Origin of the sequence: Chthonobacter albigriseus (genome assembly GCF_013839445.1) — a bacterium.
Classification (GTDB): domain Bacteria; phylum Pseudomonadota; class Alphaproteobacteria; order Rhizobiales; family Pleomorphomonadaceae; genus Chthonobacter; species Chthonobacter albigriseus.
In genome coordinates this window covers 997,273-1,013,085 of sequence record NZ_JACDIT010000001.1, presented here as the reverse complement: position 1 = coordinate 1,013,085, position 15,813 = coordinate 997,273, and the positions used below count along the sequence as shown (strand labels likewise).

The following is a 15,813-nucleotide window of genomic DNA, read 5'->3' as shown; positions in this document are numbered from 1 at the left end:
TTCACCAGACGCGTTCGGAGTTCAAGAGGCAAATGTGCACCGCACTATCGCCATTGATACCGAAAGGCGCAGCCGAGTCGCCCCTCAGTTGCCGCTCAAGCCCGCCAGAGCGCCCAGCACCAACGGCACGGAAAGCTCCAGTTTCTGCCGTGGAACCCTGAGCAGCGGCACGTCGATGCCGTCCAGAACGACGCTCTCGCCCGCCGCCGGCATGCGGGTGAGGGACGCTTCGGTGGAAAGGCTCACCACCAGCCGGATCACGGCGGCCGCTTCGTGCGGCAGCTTGATCACACCCAGTCCCCACCGCTCCGCCAGTCCGGCGATCGAAGCCGGCGCGCGCGCCAGCAGCCGCCCACCTTCCGCGCCGAGAAACACCTGGTCGTCCGCCACCAGCGCCGCAAAGCGGCCGTCCTTCGCTGCCCGGTCCACCAGCGCCAGGGTGAGCAGCGACTTTCCAGACCCGGAGGGCCCGGTGATCAGCACGCCGGCCTCGCCGATCAAAAGGCACGATGCGTGATGGTTGGTCGCGCTCATCAGCCCTCCGCGGGCAGGCGGACCGTGAAGCGCGCGCCGGTGATGCGCTCGGCGTCGTCCGGATCGTCCATCCGGTTCTCCGCGGTGATCGTGCCCCGGTGGGCTTCCACGATCTGCTTGGAGATGGAAAGCCCGAGCCCGGAATTGTTGCCGAACCCTTCTCCCTCCGGCCGGTCCGTGTAGAACCGCTCGAAGATCCGCTCCAGCGCGTCCGGCCGGATGCCCGGTCCGTCGTCGTCCACCGTGATGACGATGGTGTCCTCGTCCCGTTCCGCGGTGACCCTGACCGTGCCGTCCACCGGCGAGAAGGAGCGCGCGTTGTCGATCAGGTTGTTGACCACCTGTCCGATCCGACTCTCGTGGCCGAGGGCGATCAGATGCGGACGCTCCGGATCGGGGATCAAGGTGAACTCCACCTTCACCTGCGTTCGCTTGCCCACCTCCCGGGCGATCGACACCACGCTGGCCAGCAGCTTGCCGACGTCCACCGGCGTCGCGTCCTCGCGCGCCAGTTCCGCGTCCAGCCGGGAGGCGTCCGAGATGTCGGTGATCAGCCGGTCGAGCCGCTTCACGTCGTGCTGGATCACCGCCATCAGCCGCGCCCGGCTCTCGTCGGTCTTGGCCAGCGGCAGCGTCTCCACGGCGCTGCGCAGCGACGTGAGCGGGTTCTTGAGTTCGTGGCTCACGTCCGCAGCGAAGCTCTCGATCGCGTCCATGCGGTTGAACAAAGCGTTGGTCATGTCTCGGAAGGAACGGGCGAGGTGCCCGATCTCATCCTCGCGGCCCGGGAAATCCGGAATGGCCTCCCGGTTCTTCACGCCGCGCCGGACCCGGTCCGCCGCCGCCGAGAGCCGGCGCAGCGGTGCCGCGATCGTCCCTGCGAGCAGGATGGACAGCAGCGCCGTCGTCACCGCCGCCACCAGGAACACGCGCATGATCGCCAGCCGCTCGGCTTCCACGATCGCGTCGATGTCGCCGCCTTGCGTGGAGAGCAGCAGGCTCCCCACCACCGCGCGGAACCGTTGGATCGGCACGGCCACCGAGACGATCATCTCGCCGCGCTCGTTGACGCGAACCACCGTCCCGGGTGATCCGTCGAGCGAAGTGGCGACCTCCGGATAGCCCTTGCCGTTCGAGCCGGCGAGCTCCTCGTAGACCGGCAGGTCCGCCCGCCGGATCAGGAACTTTACCTCGCTCCAGGCGCTCTCGATCCACGACGGCTGCTCCGGCTGCGGCGGCGGCAGGTCGAAGCGCAGCACCTGCCCGCGCGAATAGAGGAACCGGCTGTCCAGGATCAGCCCGCCGTCGCGGTCGTAGATCCGCGCCCGCGTCCGCGTCGGCGAGATCAGGCGTCGGAGGATCGGCGCCACCCGCTCGGGATTGATCGGAAAGTCCAGCCCTTGCGCCTCGTCCATCGGCGAGACGCTCTGTCCGGCCTGCAGCTGGAGCAGCTTCTCCGGGTCGATGGAAATCGCGTTGGTCTCAACGGTGGCCGACGCCGCGATCGCCCCGGCGATGATCTCGCCCTGGGTCAGCAGGCTCTCAACACGGGCATCGATCAGCCCGGCGCGGAACTGGTTCAGGTAGAGGATGCCGCTGACCATCGCGATCAGCGCCGCCAGGTTGAGGATCAGGATGCGGCGCGTCAGCGACGTGAAGATGAACGAGCCGAAGAAGCGCCCGATGCGCCCGAACACCACCCGACGGGTCCGCGCTCGCACGATCGGCCGCTTCCGTTCGCTCACCCGCCGGACGTCCGTTTCCGTTGCCATCGATCAGTGTCCGAGCCTGCGGCAAGCCCGCGGGCTCACATCTCCTTGAAGCGGTAGCCGACGCCGTAAAGGGTCTCGATCATGTCGAAGTCGTCGTCGATCGCCTTGAACTTCTTGCGCAGCCGCTTGATATGGCTGTCGATTGTCCGGTCGTCCACATAGACCTGGTCGTCGTAGGCAGCGTCCATGAGGGCGTTTCGGCTCTTCACCACGCCAGGCCGCTGCGCGAGCGCGAACAGGATCAGGAACTCGGTCACGGTCAGCGTCACGTTCTGGCCGTTCCAGGTGCAGGTGTGCCGCTCCTGGTCCATCATCAGCGGGCCGCGTTCGATCGTCTTGGCCGCGTCCACCACCTTCGGCGCCGAGGCATCGCGTGGCGCGGCGCGTCGCAGCACGGCCTTCACGCGCTCCACCAGCAGACGCTGCGAGAACGGCTTCCGGATGAAGTCGTCGGCGCCCATCTTCAGCCCGAACAGCTCGTCGATCTCGTCGTCCTTCGACGTCAGGAAGATCACCGGCATGTCGCTGCGCTGGCGCAGGCGGCGCAGCAGCTCCATTCCGTCCATCCGGGGCATCTTGATGTCCAGGATCGCAAGGTCGGGCGTCGATTGGGCCAGTCCGTCCAGCGCGGAAGCGCCGTCCGTATAGGTTTCGACGCGATAGCCTTCCGCCTCCAGAGCGATCGATACGGACGTCAGGATGTTCCGGTCGTCGTCGACGAGCGCGATAGTCGGCATGCCGTCTCCTCTTCTTGCCCCGGCTGCGGCCTCGACTGGCGAGCGACGCATCCGAACTTTGAACGATCATACACCGCGTGCGAGCTTTCTGCCGACAATGCGGCGGAAATTATGGCGAAGCGGCGTGACGCGTCATTCTCGCCTCCATCCGTTGGGAAACAACGCGGAAACGCAGCGACAGCAGCGCCAGCGAGGTGAAGATGCCCGCCCCGATCCCGTAGAACAGCCCGGGAGCGCCGAACCCCACCTCGATCGCCAGCACGTAGGCGAGGGGTATTGCGACGAACCAGAACGCCCCGCACTGGAGCCACAGCGACATCCACACGTCGCCCATCCCGCGCAGCGAGCCGAGCGTCACGCCCATCATGGAATCGAAGGCGGTCAGGAAACCGCCGATCCGCAGCGTCTGGGTGGCGACGGCCACCGCCGCCGGTTCGTCCACCACCCACCGCGCGATCACCTCCGGAAACAGCACCAGGAACACGCCGCAGCTGCCCGAAAGCAGGCCCCCCAGGCCGAAGGCGGTCCAGCCGGCCCGTGTCGCGTCGCGCGGCGAGCCGCGGCCGAGCGCGTTCCCGACCCGGATCGATGCCGCGCCGGCAAGTCCCACGGCGTTCATGTAGACCATCGACATTGCGGTCATCGTCGTCTGGTGCGCGGCGAGCGCCGAGGTGCCGATCAGCCCGGCGATGAAGATCAGCGACGAGAAGGCTGCCGCCTCCACGCCCTGCGCCAGCCCCATCGGCAGCCCCATGCGGCGGATCTCCCGCCCTTCCGCGCCGCCGAGCGTCAGCACCGAGCGGATCCAGGTGCTTGGTGTCGCGAGGATCCCGTGCTTGTCGCCGTCCCGCGCCGCAGTGTGGACGATCACCCCGAATGCGGCCGCGAACGTGCACCACCGGACGACCGTCGAGGTCGCCATCACCGTCACCGCGTCTCCATGGGCGTTGAAGCCGCCCCAGCCGAGCACCAGGATGCCGTCGAGTGCCAGGTTGGCGAGATTGGCGCCGAGCATCACCAGGGTCCCGACACGGGCCCGGTCGGTCGCCTCCAGGATCAGGTTGGCGGCGATGAAGAGCAGCAGGCCCGGCAGCCCGAGTGCGAAGACCTGCGCGACCCGCGCCGCCACGGCAGCCACTTCCGGCGATTGTCCCGTCGCAAGGAAGAACGGTCCGGCGCCCCAGGACAGCGGAATGGCCAGCAGTCCGAGCAGCAGCGCATTCGCAAAGCTCGCTCGGAGGATCGCGCCGATCGCTCGCGGCTCGCCACGCCCCATCGCATGCGCGGCGAGCACCACCGTCGCCTGCAGGGCGCCGAGGCTGATCATCATGGCGGTCAGCAGGGGCGCGACGCCGAGGCCGAAGGCGCCCAGGCTGAGTTCGCCGGCCCGCCCCGCCATGATCGTGTCCACCGTGAACATGATCACCAGCCCGGTCCGCGACAGGATGATCGGCGCGGCGAGTTCGATGGTCCGGCGCAGATGCCATCCGAGGGTTCCGGTCGGCTCTTCGCCGGGTCTGGCTGCCTCGGAGGCGGGCAAGTCTGGGGCTCCCTTCGGCCGGATCGGTTGTCAGCGGCCACCGTGACCGCTCAAGATCGCCGCCTTATATGTCACACGGCGGTGCCCGCCAATGCACCGCGCTCCAGAGAAGGAAAGCCGACATGCCCGCCGATGGCGACTTCGACCCGATCCGCGCCGCCGCCGTCACCTTGCGTGCGTCCGCGACGGGCGCTCTGGCGACCTTGGGCTCCGCCGGCACGCCCTTCGCCAGCTTCGTGACGGTGGCGACCGACCACGCCGGCGCTCCGCTTCTCCTGCTGTCCAGGCTGGCGGTGCACACCCGCAATCTCGACCGCGACGGCCGCGCCTCGCTCCTTCTCGTCGCGCCGGGCGGCGAGGGCGGCGATCCGCTCGCCGGCAGTCGCATCACGCTGGAAGGCGCCGCCAGGCGGATCGCTCCCGGCGAGGACCTGGACCGCGCCCGCGCCCGCTTCCTCGCCCGCCACCCGGAAGCGGAAGGCTACGCCGGCTTCACCGACTTCGGCTTCTTCCGGTTTCAGATCGACACCGCACACCTGGTCGCCGGATTCGGCCGCATCCACACCGTTCCGGCGGCCGATATCCTGGTCGAGGCAACGCTCGCGGGCGCCTTTTCCGATGCCGAACATGGCATCCTCGCGCACATGAACCAGGATCACGCGGACGCCGTCCGCCTCTACGCCACGCGCCTTCTCGGCCAGCCCGATGGCGATTGGCATGTCGTCGCCGCCGACGCGGACGGGCTCGATCTGTTCGACGGTCAAACCGTCGCACGCCTGCCCTTCCGTTCACGGCAGGCCAGCGTGCAGGCAGTACGTTTCGAACTGAAGGCCCTCTCGGAACGCGCACGGACCTGAGCACGGCGCCTGTCTGGCGGCGACTGTTCCGGTGACCGGGCCATCCCCCTTGGCGGCTTCAAAGTAAAACGTTTAAGCCGCCAATAGGACTTTGGTCTATTCCAGCGACTTTAAAAATTCGAAAGCCGAAGTAACTGGTTTTCGAAGCTGTTAACGCAGTTTTCGCCTCGATACGACCAAATGCTAATCGGTTTCAAACGATTGAAGCTGGTTCTAAGCGCTTTCAGTCCTTTTGCTCGTCTTGCCGGTTGCGCCTGCATTCCGTACCGTCTGAACGATCTCAGCGCGACAAGCGGACGGCGATCCCCACCAATCCCGTCTTCCGCTAACGTCAATCCGATCGCGCGGACGAGATGCCGGGCCGGACCGCCCATACTGCGGTTCGAAGCTCCGGCCGGCGAGGCGTGGCGTTTGAAATGGCTGACGTGAACGTCAGTCCGGCGCCCTGATGGGATTGTCCGACGTGAAACAGACAGGCATCTGGAATTCCGCCAAGGGAATCGAGACGACGGGTCTCTCCGGACTCGCCGCGGCGCACTGGAACCTGAGCGAGGCCGAACTGGTCGAGCTCGCCGTTCTGCGCGGCGAAGGCCAGATCGCCTCGGGCGGCGCCCTCAGCGTCGAAACCGGCGCTTTCACCGGCCGTTCGCCCCAGGACAAGTTCGTCGTGCGCGACGCAACCACCGACCGCAGCGTCTGGTGGGGCAACAACAAGTCGATGTCGCCCGCCCATTTCGAGACCCTCTACGCCGACTTCATCGAGCATGCCAAGGGCCGCGAACTCTTCATCCAGGATCTCGTCGGAGGCGCCGATGCCGCGCATTCGCTGCCGACCCGCGTCGTCACCGAATACGCCTGGCACTCCCTCTTCATCCGTAACCTGCTGATCCGCCCCCTGCGGGAAGACCTTCCCGACTTCGAGCCCTCGATGACCATCATCGACCTGCCGAGCTTCAAGGCCGATCCGGAACGCCACGGCTGCCGCACCTCCACCGTCGTCGCCTGCGACTTCACCCGCCGCATCGTGCTGATCGGCGGCACCGAGTACGCCGGCGAGATGAAGAAGTCCGTCTTCACGCTCCTCAACTTCCTGCTTCCCGCCGACGGCGTCATGCCGATGCACTGCTCGGCCAACGTCAGCGCCGCAGGCGAAAGCGCTCTGTTCTTCGGCCTTTCCGGCACCGGCAAGACCACGCTCTCCGCCGACCCGAACCGCATCCTGATCGGTGACGACGAGCACGGCTGGGGCCCGGCCGGCATCTTCAACTTCGAGGGCGGCTGCTACGCCAAGACCATCCGTCTCTCGCGCGAGGCCGAGCCCGAGATCTTCGCCACCACCGAGCGCTTCGGCACGGTGCTGGAGAACGTGGTGCTCGATCCGCAGACCCGCGTGCCCGACTTCAACGACGGGTCGAAGACCGAGAACACCCGCTGCGCCTATCCGCTGCACTACATCCCGAACGCCAGCCCGACGGGCCGCGCCGGCCACCCCAAGAACATCGTCATGCTGACTGCCGACGCCTTCGGCGTGATGCCGCCGATCGCCAAGCTGACGCCGGCCCAGGCGATGTACCACTTCCTCTCCGGCTACACCGCCAAGGTCGCCGGCACCGAACGTGGCGTCACCGAGCCGCAGGCGACCTTCTCGACCTGCTTCGGCGCACCCTTCATGCCGCGCCATCCCTCCGAATACGGCGAGCTCCTGAAGCAACTGATCCACGAGCACGACGTCGACTGCTGGCTGGTCAACACCGGCTGGACCGGCGGCGCCTACGGCGAGGGCCGCCGCATGCCGATCAAGGTCACCCGCGCCCTGCTCACCGCGGCGCTGGACGGCTCCTTGAAGAAGGGCAAGTTCTACACCGACCGGTCTTTCGGCTTCGCCGTTCCGACCGATGTCCCGGGTGTGGAGCCGCACATTCTGCATCCCCGCAAAACCTGGCGCGACAAGCTCGCCTACGACGCCCAGGCCTCCAAGCTGGTCGGCATGTTCGTCAAGAACTTCGAGCAGTATGAAGCCTACGTCGACGGCGATGTCCGCTCCGCCGCCCCGGACCTGCGCTCCGCCGCCGAGTGATCGCCAGACGCCTGTCCCGAAACGCACAACGCCCGCCGTCCCCGGCGGGCGTTTTCGTATGATCGTTCGGCTTGTTCGGCAGCCCCGGTCCGCCAAACGGTTCCCTACTGCCTGCTACCTACTTTGCCTCACCGCGGCGCGCGCTTGGCCAGGATCCGCTGCAGCGTGCGCCGGTGCATGTTGAGCCGCCGCGCGGTCTCCGACACGTTCCGCTCGCAGAGTTCGTAGACCCGCTGGATATGCTCCCAGCGCACCCGGTCCGCCGACATCGGGTTCTCCGGCGGCACGGCCCGCGTCTCGGGGTCCCGCGTCAGCGCCGCGTAGACCTCGTCGGCGTCGGCCGGCTTGGCGAGATAGTCCACCGCCCCCATCTTCACCGCTGTCACGGCGGTTGCGATGTTGCCGTAGCCGGTCAGGATGATCGCCCGGGAATCAGGCCGCTCGCGGCGCAGGCTTTCGATCACGTCGAGGCCGTTTCCATCCCCGAGGCGCATGTCGACCACCGCGTAGGAGGGAGCCGTGTCCTGCACCTTGAGCAGGCCTTCGGCAACCGAATCCGCCGTTTCCACGGTGAACCCGCGCGCTTCCATCGCGCGCGCCAGCCTTTGAAGAAACGGCTTGTCGTCGTCGACGATCAGGAGCGTCTTGTCGATATCGGCAGTTGTGATCTGCTGATCCATTTGTTCCGGCCCTTCCGAACCCAGCTCTCCCACGTCACCGTCAGACGAAGTCTCTGGACCGCGTCGTTGCGACGTTTAGTCTTCTTCTCGCAACGGACTTTATATGGCGAAAACCCCTGAGGGCAATCGTCCGTTGGGCTTGATTCGCGGCTTTTGGTTCGGAACTTCTGAAGACGGCTTTCAGCCTGACTCATGGTGGACTTCGTCCATCACCTCCCGCGGCCACCGCACCGTGATCACTGCGCCGGTCTCCGGCACCGCCCGGTTGGTGATCTCGACCCGCGCCCCGGTCCGCTCCAGCAAAGTCTTGGCGATGAAGAAGCCGAGGCCGAGCCCGCCCCCCTCCCGCGCGTCCGCCGGCAGCTTGCCCCGCGTCGTCACGTAGGGCTCGCCCAGCTTGTCGATCACGTCGGGCGCGAAGCCCGGCCCGTCGTCGCGGATCGTCACCACCACCTCGTCGTCCGTCCAGGCCGCGCCGATGTCGACGCGGCTGCGGGCGAAGTCGACCGCGTTCTCCACGATGTTGCCGAGGCCATAGAGGATAGCGGGGTTTCGGGTCCCAACCGGCTCCCGGTCTAGCGCCCCGTCCAGGTGCACGATCAGCGCGATGCCGAACTCGCGGTGCGGCGCGATCACGTCCTCCAGGAGGTGGGTGATCGGCTGCCGCGCGAGATGGTCGCCGAACTCGGTGGAGAGCGACGTCAGCTTCTTCAGGATCTCCCGGCAGCGCTCCGATTGCGACCGGAGCAGCGAGATGTCATCCCGCCAGGCAGCGTCGGGCGGGATCTCCCGCTCCAGTTCCTTGGCGACGAGAGCGATTGTGGCGAGCGGCGTCCCCAGTTCGTGCGCCGCCGCCGCGGCAAGGCCGTCGAGCTGGTGCAGATGCTGCTCGCGCGACAGCACCAGTTCGGTCGCCGTCAGCGCCGCGTGCAGCTGGCGCGCCTCCTCGGCCACCCGGAACGAATAGGCCGCCATGAATCCGAGCGCGCAGACGAGCGCGGTCCAGATCCCCGCGAGATAGGGGCTCGGCAGCCGGAAGTCGCCCTCCTCCGGGCTCCAGGGCAGCGGCTCGAACCAGAAGGCGAGCGCGGAGGCGATCGCAACCACCAGCACCCCGAGCGCAACGGTCCAGCGCACCTTCAGCGCTGTCGCCGACACCATCACCGGCGCGATCAGCAGGATCGCGAACGGGTTGGTGAGCCCGCCGGTCAGGTAGAGCAGGGCGGCGAGCTGCAGGATGTCGTAGGCCAGGAGCGCCGCCGCCGCCCAGTCGGCCAGCCGCTGGGTGGCCGGGTATCGAACCTTGAGGAACAGGTTCAGCCAAGCCGACAGCGCGATCAGCCCGAGGCAGAACCCGAGCGGCAGCGGGTACTCCATCCCGAGGGCCACCCCGACCACGGCGGCGGTCTGGCCGATCACCGCCAGCCAGCGGAGCCGAACCAGCGTGTCGAGTTTCAGGCGGGGCGCCGGGCTGGGCGCCAGGACGATGGAATGGGCCATGTCGCTGTTCTAGCCGCCCGCCAACCGCGCGCAAACCGCTTCGTGTGGTCGCAGGGCAGGTCTTGCAAGCACGCTGAGGCGATCCCCTCAGGTATTCACGGTTCCTGCGAGACTTTTGGCGGATAGGGCCGTCCCTTGCGTAAAAATCAATCCGCTGCCTATTCTCGGAATCCCATTGCGGTGGAACCCTCGGTCATAGAAGCCGCTTCCGTCTGTAGCGTACTCGTGAGTGCAGGGACCAGAGAGGATGAACGTGCCGTACTATCATCTGTACGAGTTCAACCACGCGGCGATGGGTCCGGCGAGAGCAGCGGCGGACATGACCCGCCTCTACTTCCAGAATCCGTTCAACCCGCTGTCGCAGACCCAGATGGGTCGCTCGATCGCCGCCGCCTGCGAACTTTTCGAGCGCACCACGCGCCGCTACGGCAAGCCCGAGTTCGGCCTCGACGCCACGGTCGTCGGCGGCGTCCGCGTTCCTGTCACCGAGAAGGTGGTGTGGGAGAAGCCCTTCGCCCGCATGGTCCATTTCGAGCGCGCGGTGCCTGGATCCCGCCGCCGCGACCCCAAGGTGCTGGTCGTCGCCCCCATGTCGGGCCACTACGCCACCCTGCTTCGCGGCACGGTGGAAGCGCTGCTGCCCAAGCACGACGTCTACATCACCGACTGGATCGACGCTCGGATGGTCCCGCTGACCGACGGCCGCTTCGACCTCGACGACTACATCGACTACGTCATCGAGATGCTCCACGCCCTCGGCGGCGACGCCCACGTCCTCGCGGTCTGTCAGCCCTCGGTCCCGGTGCTAGCCGCCGTCGCGGTGATGGAGGAGAACGAGGATCCTCTCGCGCCCCTCACCATGACCCTGATGGGCGGTCCGATCGACACCCGCCGCAATCCGACCGCCGTCAACAAGCTGGCTGAGCAGCGCGACATCGAATGGTTCCGCCGCAACGTCGTCATGAAGGTGCCCTTCCCGCACCCGGGCGTCTATCGCGACGTCTACCCCGGCTTCCTGCAGCTGACCGGCTTCATGAGCATGAACCTCGACCGCCACGTCGGCGCTCACAAGGACTTCTACAATCACCTCGTGAAGGGCGACGGCGACAGCGCGGAGAAGCACCGCGAGTTCTACGACGAATACCTGGCGGTGATGGATCTCACGGCGGAGTTCTACCTCCAGACCGTCGAGACCGTCTTCATGACCCACGCGCTGCCGAACGGTGAGATGCTCCATCGCGGACGGCTGGTGAACTGCTCGGCCATCCGCAACTGCGCGCTTCTCACCATCGAGGGCGAGAAGGACGACATCACCGGCATCGGCCAGACCTCCGCCGCCCAGGACCTCTGCGTGAACCTGCCGGAGGACAAGAAGGTCCACTACATGCAGCCGGGCGTCGGCCACTACGGCGTCTTCAACGGCTCGCGCTGGCGCGGCGAGATCTGCCCCCGCGTGGCGGATTTCATCCTCACCCACAACCAGCGCTCCGACACCGCCCGGGCGGACAGGATCCGCCGCGCGGCTGCGGCCGTTCCCAAGGCGGAGATCCACGACCTCAAGCGGATTGCCGGCATCGGGCCCAAGCTGGAGGAGATGCTCTATCGCGAGGGCATCTTCCTGATCGATCAGGTGGCCGAACTGACCGACGCCCAGGTCGACGACCTGGACAACCGGCTTTCCCTGCGGGGTCGCATCCGCCGCGAGGACTGGGTCGGTCAGGCCCGCAAGTTGATGATGGCCTGAGGCCGTCAGTCGCTGCCGGACGAGATCCGGCGGTGAACCGATTGGGACCGGCGCGGCTTGCAAACGAGCCGCGCCTTTTCTTTTGCGGCCGACGGACCGTCCGTCCCTCACGCCCACGTGATACCGGAGCCTGTTTTCAAGATCTCCCCGCCAGGATCTTTTTTGGACCGCCAACGTTGTTGATTCACATGCCATAATTCCGGCTCATGTCCGAAAAAGACTTGGGAGGCTCTTGAAGCTAGAACGGGTCGGGGCCACCTCGAATTCGTCAAAGTCGACACTTCGAGGACTAGAAATATGACACGTGGTTGCACACTTCGGCCTGGTTGGAACCCGCTTTCCACCGGTCTCATGGTGTTGGGCTTCATCATGTTCTGGCCACTCGGCCTGGCCATGCTTGCCTACATCCTCTGGGGCGATCGTATGAAGGCTGCGTGGGCGGAAGCGCGGCCCAACCTGGAGAACGCGATGCGCTCAACACCCTTCGGCGCCGCGGATTTCGGCCGCACCGGCAATGCGGCCTTCGACGAGTACCGGACGCGCGAACTGAAGCGTTTGGAAGAGGAGCGCGCCAAGATCGAGGCGATGCGCACCGAGTTCGACGAGTTCCTTCGCAACCTTCGTCGTGCGAAGGACCAGGAAGAGTTCGATCGGTTCATGGCGAGCCGGACAAACCCCGCCGGCTGATCCCCCGCCTGGACGTCAACGACGGTTCTTCCTGACCTCCGGCTGGGGCGGGCTCACCCGGTCCCGTCCCCAGCCAACCAGACGAGCCCCGGAGGCGAGGTCATCCTCTCTCCGGGGCTTCGTCATGCCGGCGGGTCCGGCTACACTTCTTCGATGCCGAATCGCTGGATTCCCCTGCTGTTCCCCTTCGCGCAGCCGTCTCCGCCGAAGCCGGAGGCCCGCAAGAAACCCGCTCCGCCAGGGTCGGCGCCGGCCGGGTTCACGGTCGAGGTCGGCGGGCGCCCTGTCGACGTCGCGCTCCGTCGCAACGCCCGCGCCCGTCGTTACACCCTCCGCGTCCACCCCAGAGGCGAGAGCGCCGTGGTCACGCTGCCCAAGCGCGGCACGGTGGCTGAAGCGAAAGCTTTCGTCGGCCGTCACCTGGATTGGCTGGAGGACAAACTTGCGCCGGCGCCGACGGTCCCAGGCCAGCCGCTGGAGATCGTCCATCTGAGGGGCGTAGCCCACCGAGTGCGGCTCACCGGAGTGGGGCGCGGCCTCGTCCGGCAGGCACGCGACGATAGCGGTCCGGTTCTCCTGGTCCCGGGCGCCGCCGAGCACGCCAACCGCCGCATCACCGATTTCCTGAAACGGCAGGCCCGCGCCGATTATGCCGAGGCTGTCGCCCGGCACGCCGCCGCACTCGGTGTGAAGCCCGTCGCGATCCGCCTCAAGGACACCACATCGCGCTGGGGCTCGGCCACATCGGCCGGAACCCTGTCCTTCTCGTGGCGCCTGATCATGGCGCCGCCCGTGGTGCTCGACTACCTGGCCGCCCACGAGGTCGCCCACCTCAAGGAGATGAACCACTCCGACCGCTTCTGGGCGATCTGCTACCGCCTCGCCCCGCGCACGGACGACGCCAAGGCCTGGCTGAAGGCGCACGGCCGCGACCTCCACAAGGTCGGATAAGCAGCCCGATCAGCCGAGCCCGGCCTGTATCGCGGTCCTTGCAAGGTCCAGGTCAGTCCGGGCACCCAGCTTGGCCTTGATCGCATAATGGCAGTTCCGCACCGTCTTGGGGCTGATGCAGAGCTTTTCGGCGACCTCGGCCACCTCCGACCCGGCGAGCAGCATCCGCAGCACCGTGAACTCACGCACGCTGAGCCGGTCCAGCGCGTCCGCCTCCGTCGCCACCGAACTGAGCGCGAGTTCGCGCGCGATGTCGTCGCCGATCCAGCGGCGCCCGCGCGCCACCTCTTTGGCCGCCTGGACGAGCTCGGCCGGCCCGCTGGACTTGCTGACGTAGCCCGCCGCGCCAGCCTGAAAGGCCTGCCGCACGAACACTGCTCGGGTGTGGATGCTGACCACCAGAACGCGCGCCGACCGGTCCCACTGTCGGATATGCCGGATCGCCTCGACGCCGCCCGCCCCCGGTATGGATAGGTCCATGATCGTAAGGTCCGGCTGGATCTCGCGGTAGCGTTTGTAGGCTTCCGCGGCGTCAGCCGCTTCGCCGGCCACCGCGAACTCCGGCAACCGGTCGAGCAGCCGCTGGTAGCCCTCGCGCACCACTGGATGGTCGTCCACAAGGAGGATCCGTACGGCGGTCATGCCGGCCCTCCCGCGCCGGAGGGGACAGACGCGCTGAGCCGCATTCCATGGGCGGAGCGTTCCACGCTGAACCGTCCGCCGAGCGCCATGATCCGCTCTCGCATGCCAGACAGCCCGAGCCCTGAGCCGGCCCTGTCGTCGGATCCGCCGCCGTCGTCCTCGATCAGGAGCGCGTAGCCCGCCTGCTGTTGCGCGGTTTCCCTCAAGAGTTGGATCCGAATGTGCTTGGACTGGCCGTGCCGAGCGGTGTTCGTCAGGCATTCCTGCACGACGCGGAAGAAGCTGAGGGCGATCTCCGGCGAGGCCTCCTCCACCGTTTCGTCGATCGAAAGGTCTACCTCGACCCGTTTGCCATCGCGGCGAGTCAGCACCCCGTCGCGGCCGAGCAGCAGTCCGCGAAGGCTCGCGGCAAGGCCGTAGGTGTCGAGCTCGGACGGTCTGAGCCGCTCCAGGGATCCGCGGACGATCTCCGAAAGTCTCGCCGCCACGCGTCCGATCAGGCGGGCATCCTCTATCGACGCCGTCTGGTGCGGCTCGGCGCCGAGTTCCACGGCCGCCGCCAGCGACTGGATGGCAGTCAGCGACTGGCCGAATTCGTCATGGAGTTCGCGCGCCAGGGTTCGGCGTTCCTCTTCCTGGACGGCGATCAGCCGGCGTGTGAGCGCCGCGCGTTCCGCCGTGATCTGCTCGAGCCGCTCGGCCAGACCGTTGAACGCATCGGCGATGGTGTCGAACTCCCGGACCCCGGACTGCGGCAGACGGGCGGCATAGTCGCCGGCCTCGAGCCGCCTCAGGCCGGCAAGGGTGCGCCGGGTCGGCAGGAGCGCATGGCCCACCAGGCCTATCAGGAGGACTGACGTCGCCAGCGCAGCTGTTCCGGCTACGCCCGCGATGATCCGGACCTCCGACCACGTCCGCACCGCCACGGCTGTCGGCTCGGTGCGGACCGACAACTGCCCGGCCCGGCCGCGTGGCCCGTTGACGGCGATCTCGACGGGAGTTCCGGACATGCCGACAATCTGCAGCAGACGGGGATACCACGTCGGTGCCACCGCCTCGGTCGCATCGCTGCCCCGGCAGAGTGTCCAGCCGTCTTCTGCCGACCGGTAGGTGAAGCAGCGACCGGTCCCGAGCGCGTCAGACGGAAGGGCCTCGACGGCTGCGAAGGTCGCCTCTGAGCCGTAGCCGCTCCCCGATCGCAGCAGCGCCGCCTCGATCTGCCGCCCTGCCAGGCTCGCTGCGGCCCGCGTCTCCAGCGAGACTGACCGGGCCGCTTCCGTCACGATGGCCGTCGCGGCAAGCAAGGCGCAAACCGCCGCCGCCACGGCAAATCGCAGGATCAGGCTGGAAACGAAGGGCATCAGGCTGTCTCGCGGAACCGGAAGGAACGGATCTGGCGAGAGTGAACCGGGTTCCCGGAGCGCTCAAGCGCTCCCGGTCACGTCGGGCAAAATGCCCGCGTCCGGTCGGGCCGCCTGGCCATAGCCGCCGGCCGACCGCTCCGGCAGGCTCGTCTTGCCTTGGAACGGGAGAGACCGATGACACTGATGTTCAAATCCGCGCGTCGCGCCGCCGTGGCGCTGACCCTTGCTGCCGCCATGCTCACGCCCGGGATCGTTACCGCCGCACCTCGGATCGCCGTCCTCGACTTCGCGATCGTTGATACGTCGGGCGAACCGCGCGACCAGACGGCCGATCACGCCCGAAGATTGGCGGAACTCCGCGACTTTGTCGCCGCGGAGCTGGCCCGCCGGACGCTCTACGACGTGGTCGACCTCGGCCCGATTCGGCCGGCCGTTGACGCTGCCCTGGGGCTGGAGAACCTGCACGCCTGCAACGGCTGCGACATCGTGCTGGGCCGCAAGGCCGGCGCGGACCGGGTCCTGGTCGGCTGGGTGAAGAAGGTCAGCACCCTGGTGATGAGCTTCGAGGCCGAAATCCGCGACACTGCGACCGGCCGTCCTCTGGTGCACAAGTCGCTCGATTTCCGCGGCGACAACGACGCCGCCTGGCAGCGCATGGCCAGCTATCTCGTCAACCGGCTGGCGGAGCTACCGCCCAGTGCGCGCTGACCGGACACGGCGCGTCACCC

At 67.4% G+C, this 15,813-nt stretch carries 14 protein-coding genes; 6 read left to right on the top strand and 8 right to left on the bottom strand.

The genetic code is table 11. The features are described 5' to 3' along the window. Positions 1–84: 84 nt before the first annotated feature. The 4 genes from HZ321_RS04500 to HZ321_RS04485 form a co-directional block, all read right to left on the bottom strand. Positions 85–534, bottom strand: a complete 450-nt coding sequence (locus tag HZ321_RS04500) for an HPr kinase/phosphorylase (RefSeq protein ID WP_181700620.1) — start codon at positions 532–534, stop codon at positions 85–87. Then, entirely contained in the window at positions 534–2,306 is a 1,773-nt protein-coding gene (locus tag HZ321_RS04495; protein ID WP_181700618.1) for a sensor histidine kinase, read from the bottom strand. The genes HZ321_RS04500 and HZ321_RS04495 overlap by 1 nt, the downstream gene beginning before the upstream one ends. A gap of 35 nt (positions 2,307–2,341) precedes the next feature. After that, complete coding sequence (locus tag HZ321_RS04490) at positions 2,342–3,043, bottom strand: response regulator transcription factor (protein WP_181700616.1); 702 nt, start codon at positions 3,041–3,043, stop codon at positions 2,342–2,344. A gap of 109 nt (positions 3,044–3,152) precedes the next feature. Continuing rightward, a complete protein-coding gene (locus HZ321_RS04485; protein WP_181700614.1) occupies positions 3,153–4,583 on the bottom strand; it encodes an MATE family efflux transporter in 1,431 nt (476 codons plus the stop codon). A 122-nt stretch (positions 4,584–4,705) separates the two neighbouring features. Here HZ321_RS04485 and HZ321_RS04480 point away from each other — a divergent pair, with 122 nt between their 5' ends. Together HZ321_RS04480 and HZ321_RS04475 are read left to right on the top strand one after the other, a co-directional pair. Then, the gene (locus tag HZ321_RS04480) at positions 4,706–5,440 is read left to right on the top strand and encodes a HugZ family pyridoxamine 5'-phosphate oxidase (protein ID WP_181700613.1); all 735 of its coding nucleotides are present in this window, start codon (positions 4,706–4,708) and stop codon (positions 5,438–5,440) included. A 463-nt stretch (positions 5,441–5,903) separates the two neighbouring features. Continuing rightward, positions 5,904–7,517: a phosphoenolpyruvate carboxykinase gene (locus tag HZ321_RS04475; RefSeq protein WP_181700611.1), complete on the top strand. Its 1,614-nt coding sequence runs from the start codon at positions 5,904–5,906 to the stop codon at positions 7,515–7,517. A gap of 128 nt (positions 7,518–7,645) precedes the next feature. Here the strand turns inward: HZ321_RS04475 and HZ321_RS04470 are convergent, their stop codons facing one another. Next, entirely contained in the window at positions 7,646–8,197 is a 552-nt protein-coding gene (locus HZ321_RS04470) for an ActR/PrrA/RegA family redox response regulator transcription factor (RefSeq protein ID WP_181700609.1), read from the bottom strand. Between the two features lie 180 nt (positions 8,198–8,377). Continuing rightward, positions 8,378–9,697 (bottom strand): ActS/PrrB/RegB family redox-sensitive histidine kinase, encoded by a 1,320-nt coding sequence (locus HZ321_RS04465; RefSeq protein ID WP_181700608.1) that lies wholly within the window; start codon positions 9,695–9,697, stop codon positions 8,378–8,380. A 247-nt stretch (positions 9,698–9,944) separates the two neighbouring features. On the opposite strand from HZ321_RS04465, the gene phaZ reads away from it, so the two are divergent. The 3 genes from phaZ to HZ321_RS04450 all read left to right on the top strand — a co-directional run bounded on the left by phaZ (position 9,945) and on the right by HZ321_RS04450 (position 13,079). Beyond that, a complete protein-coding gene (gene phaZ / locus HZ321_RS04460; protein ID WP_181700606.1) occupies positions 9,945–11,441 on the top strand; it encodes a polyhydroxyalkanoate depolymerase in 1,497 nt (498 codons plus the stop codon). Positions 11,442–11,738: 297 nt separating this feature from the next. Continuing rightward, positions 11,739–12,128 (top strand): DUF2852 domain-containing protein, encoded by a 390-nt coding sequence (locus HZ321_RS04455; protein WP_181700604.1) that lies wholly within the window; start codon positions 11,739–11,741, stop codon positions 12,126–12,128. A 153-nt stretch (positions 12,129–12,281) separates the two neighbouring features. Further along, positions 12,282–13,079, top strand: a complete 798-nt coding sequence (locus tag HZ321_RS04450; RefSeq protein WP_181700602.1) for a M48 family metallopeptidase — start codon at positions 12,282–12,284, stop codon at positions 13,077–13,079. Positions 13,080–13,088: 9 nt separating this feature from the next. Here HZ321_RS04450 and HZ321_RS04445 read toward each other — a convergent pair whose 3' ends face one another. Beyond that, positions 13,089–13,721 carry a response regulator gene (locus HZ321_RS04445; protein ID WP_181700600.1) on the bottom strand — a complete coding sequence of 211 codons (633 nt, stop codon included), beginning with the start codon at positions 13,719–13,721 and terminating at the stop codon, positions 13,089–13,091. After that, entirely contained in the window at positions 13,718–15,082 is a 1,365-nt protein-coding gene (locus HZ321_RS04440) for a histidine kinase (protein WP_181700598.1), read from the bottom strand. The genes HZ321_RS04445 and HZ321_RS04440 overlap by 4 nt, the downstream gene beginning before the upstream one ends. A 177-nt stretch (positions 15,083–15,259) precedes the next feature. On the opposite strand from HZ321_RS04440, the gene HZ321_RS04435 reads away from it, so the two are divergent. Beyond that, positions 15,260–15,793 carry a DUF3280 domain-containing protein gene (locus tag HZ321_RS04435; RefSeq protein WP_181700596.1) on the top strand — a complete coding sequence of 178 codons (534 nt, stop codon included), beginning with the start codon at positions 15,260–15,262 and terminating at the stop codon, positions 15,791–15,793. The last annotated feature ends 20 nt before the right edge of the window (positions 15,794–15,813 follow it).

What these genes read in the sequence shown, in the direction of transcription:
- HZ321_RS04445 (WP_181700600.1), bottom strand. Translation starts at nt 13,721, where the DNA reads ATGACCGCCGTACGGATCCTCCTTGTGGACGACCATCCAGTGGTGCGC.
- HZ321_RS04480 (WP_181700613.1), top strand. Translation starts at nt 4,706, where the DNA reads ATGCCCGCCGATGGCGACTTCGACCCGATCCGCGCCGCCGCCGTCACC.
- HZ321_RS04500 (WP_181700620.1), bottom strand. Translation starts at nt 534, where the DNA reads ATGAGCGCGACCAACCATCACGCATCGTGCCTTTTGATCGGCGAGGCC.
- HZ321_RS04455 (WP_181700604.1), top strand. Translation starts at nt 11,739, where the DNA reads ATGACACGTGGTTGCACACTTCGGCCTGGTTGGAACCCGCTTTCCACC.
- HZ321_RS04465 (WP_181700608.1), bottom strand. Translation starts at nt 9,697, where the DNA reads ATGGCCCATTCCATCGTCCTGGCGCCCAGCCCGGCGCCCCGCCTGAAA.
- phaZ (WP_181700606.1), top strand. Translation starts at nt 9,945, where the DNA reads ATGAACGTGCCGTACTATCATCTGTACGAGTTCAACCACGCGGCGATG.
- HZ321_RS04450 (WP_181700602.1), top strand. Translation starts at nt 12,282, where the DNA reads ATGCCGAATCGCTGGATTCCCCTGCTGTTCCCCTTCGCGCAGCCGTCT.
- HZ321_RS04495 (WP_181700618.1), bottom strand. Translation starts at nt 2,306, where the DNA reads ATGGCAACGGAAACGGACGTCCGGCGGGTGAGCGAACGGAAGCGGCCG.
- HZ321_RS04440 (WP_181700598.1), bottom strand. Translation starts at nt 15,082, where the DNA reads ATGCCCTTCGTTTCCAGCCTGATCCTGCGATTTGCCGTGGCGGCGGCG.
- HZ321_RS04435 (WP_181700596.1), top strand. Translation starts at nt 15,260, where the DNA reads ATGACACTGATGTTCAAATCCGCGCGTCGCGCCGCCGTGGCGCTGACC.
- HZ321_RS04490 (WP_181700616.1), bottom strand. Translation starts at nt 3,043, where the DNA reads ATGCCGACTATCGCGCTCGTCGACGACGACCGGAACATCCTGACGTCC.
- HZ321_RS04470 (WP_181700609.1), bottom strand. Translation starts at nt 8,197, where the DNA reads ATGGATCAGCAGATCACAACTGCCGATATCGACAAGACGCTCCTGATC.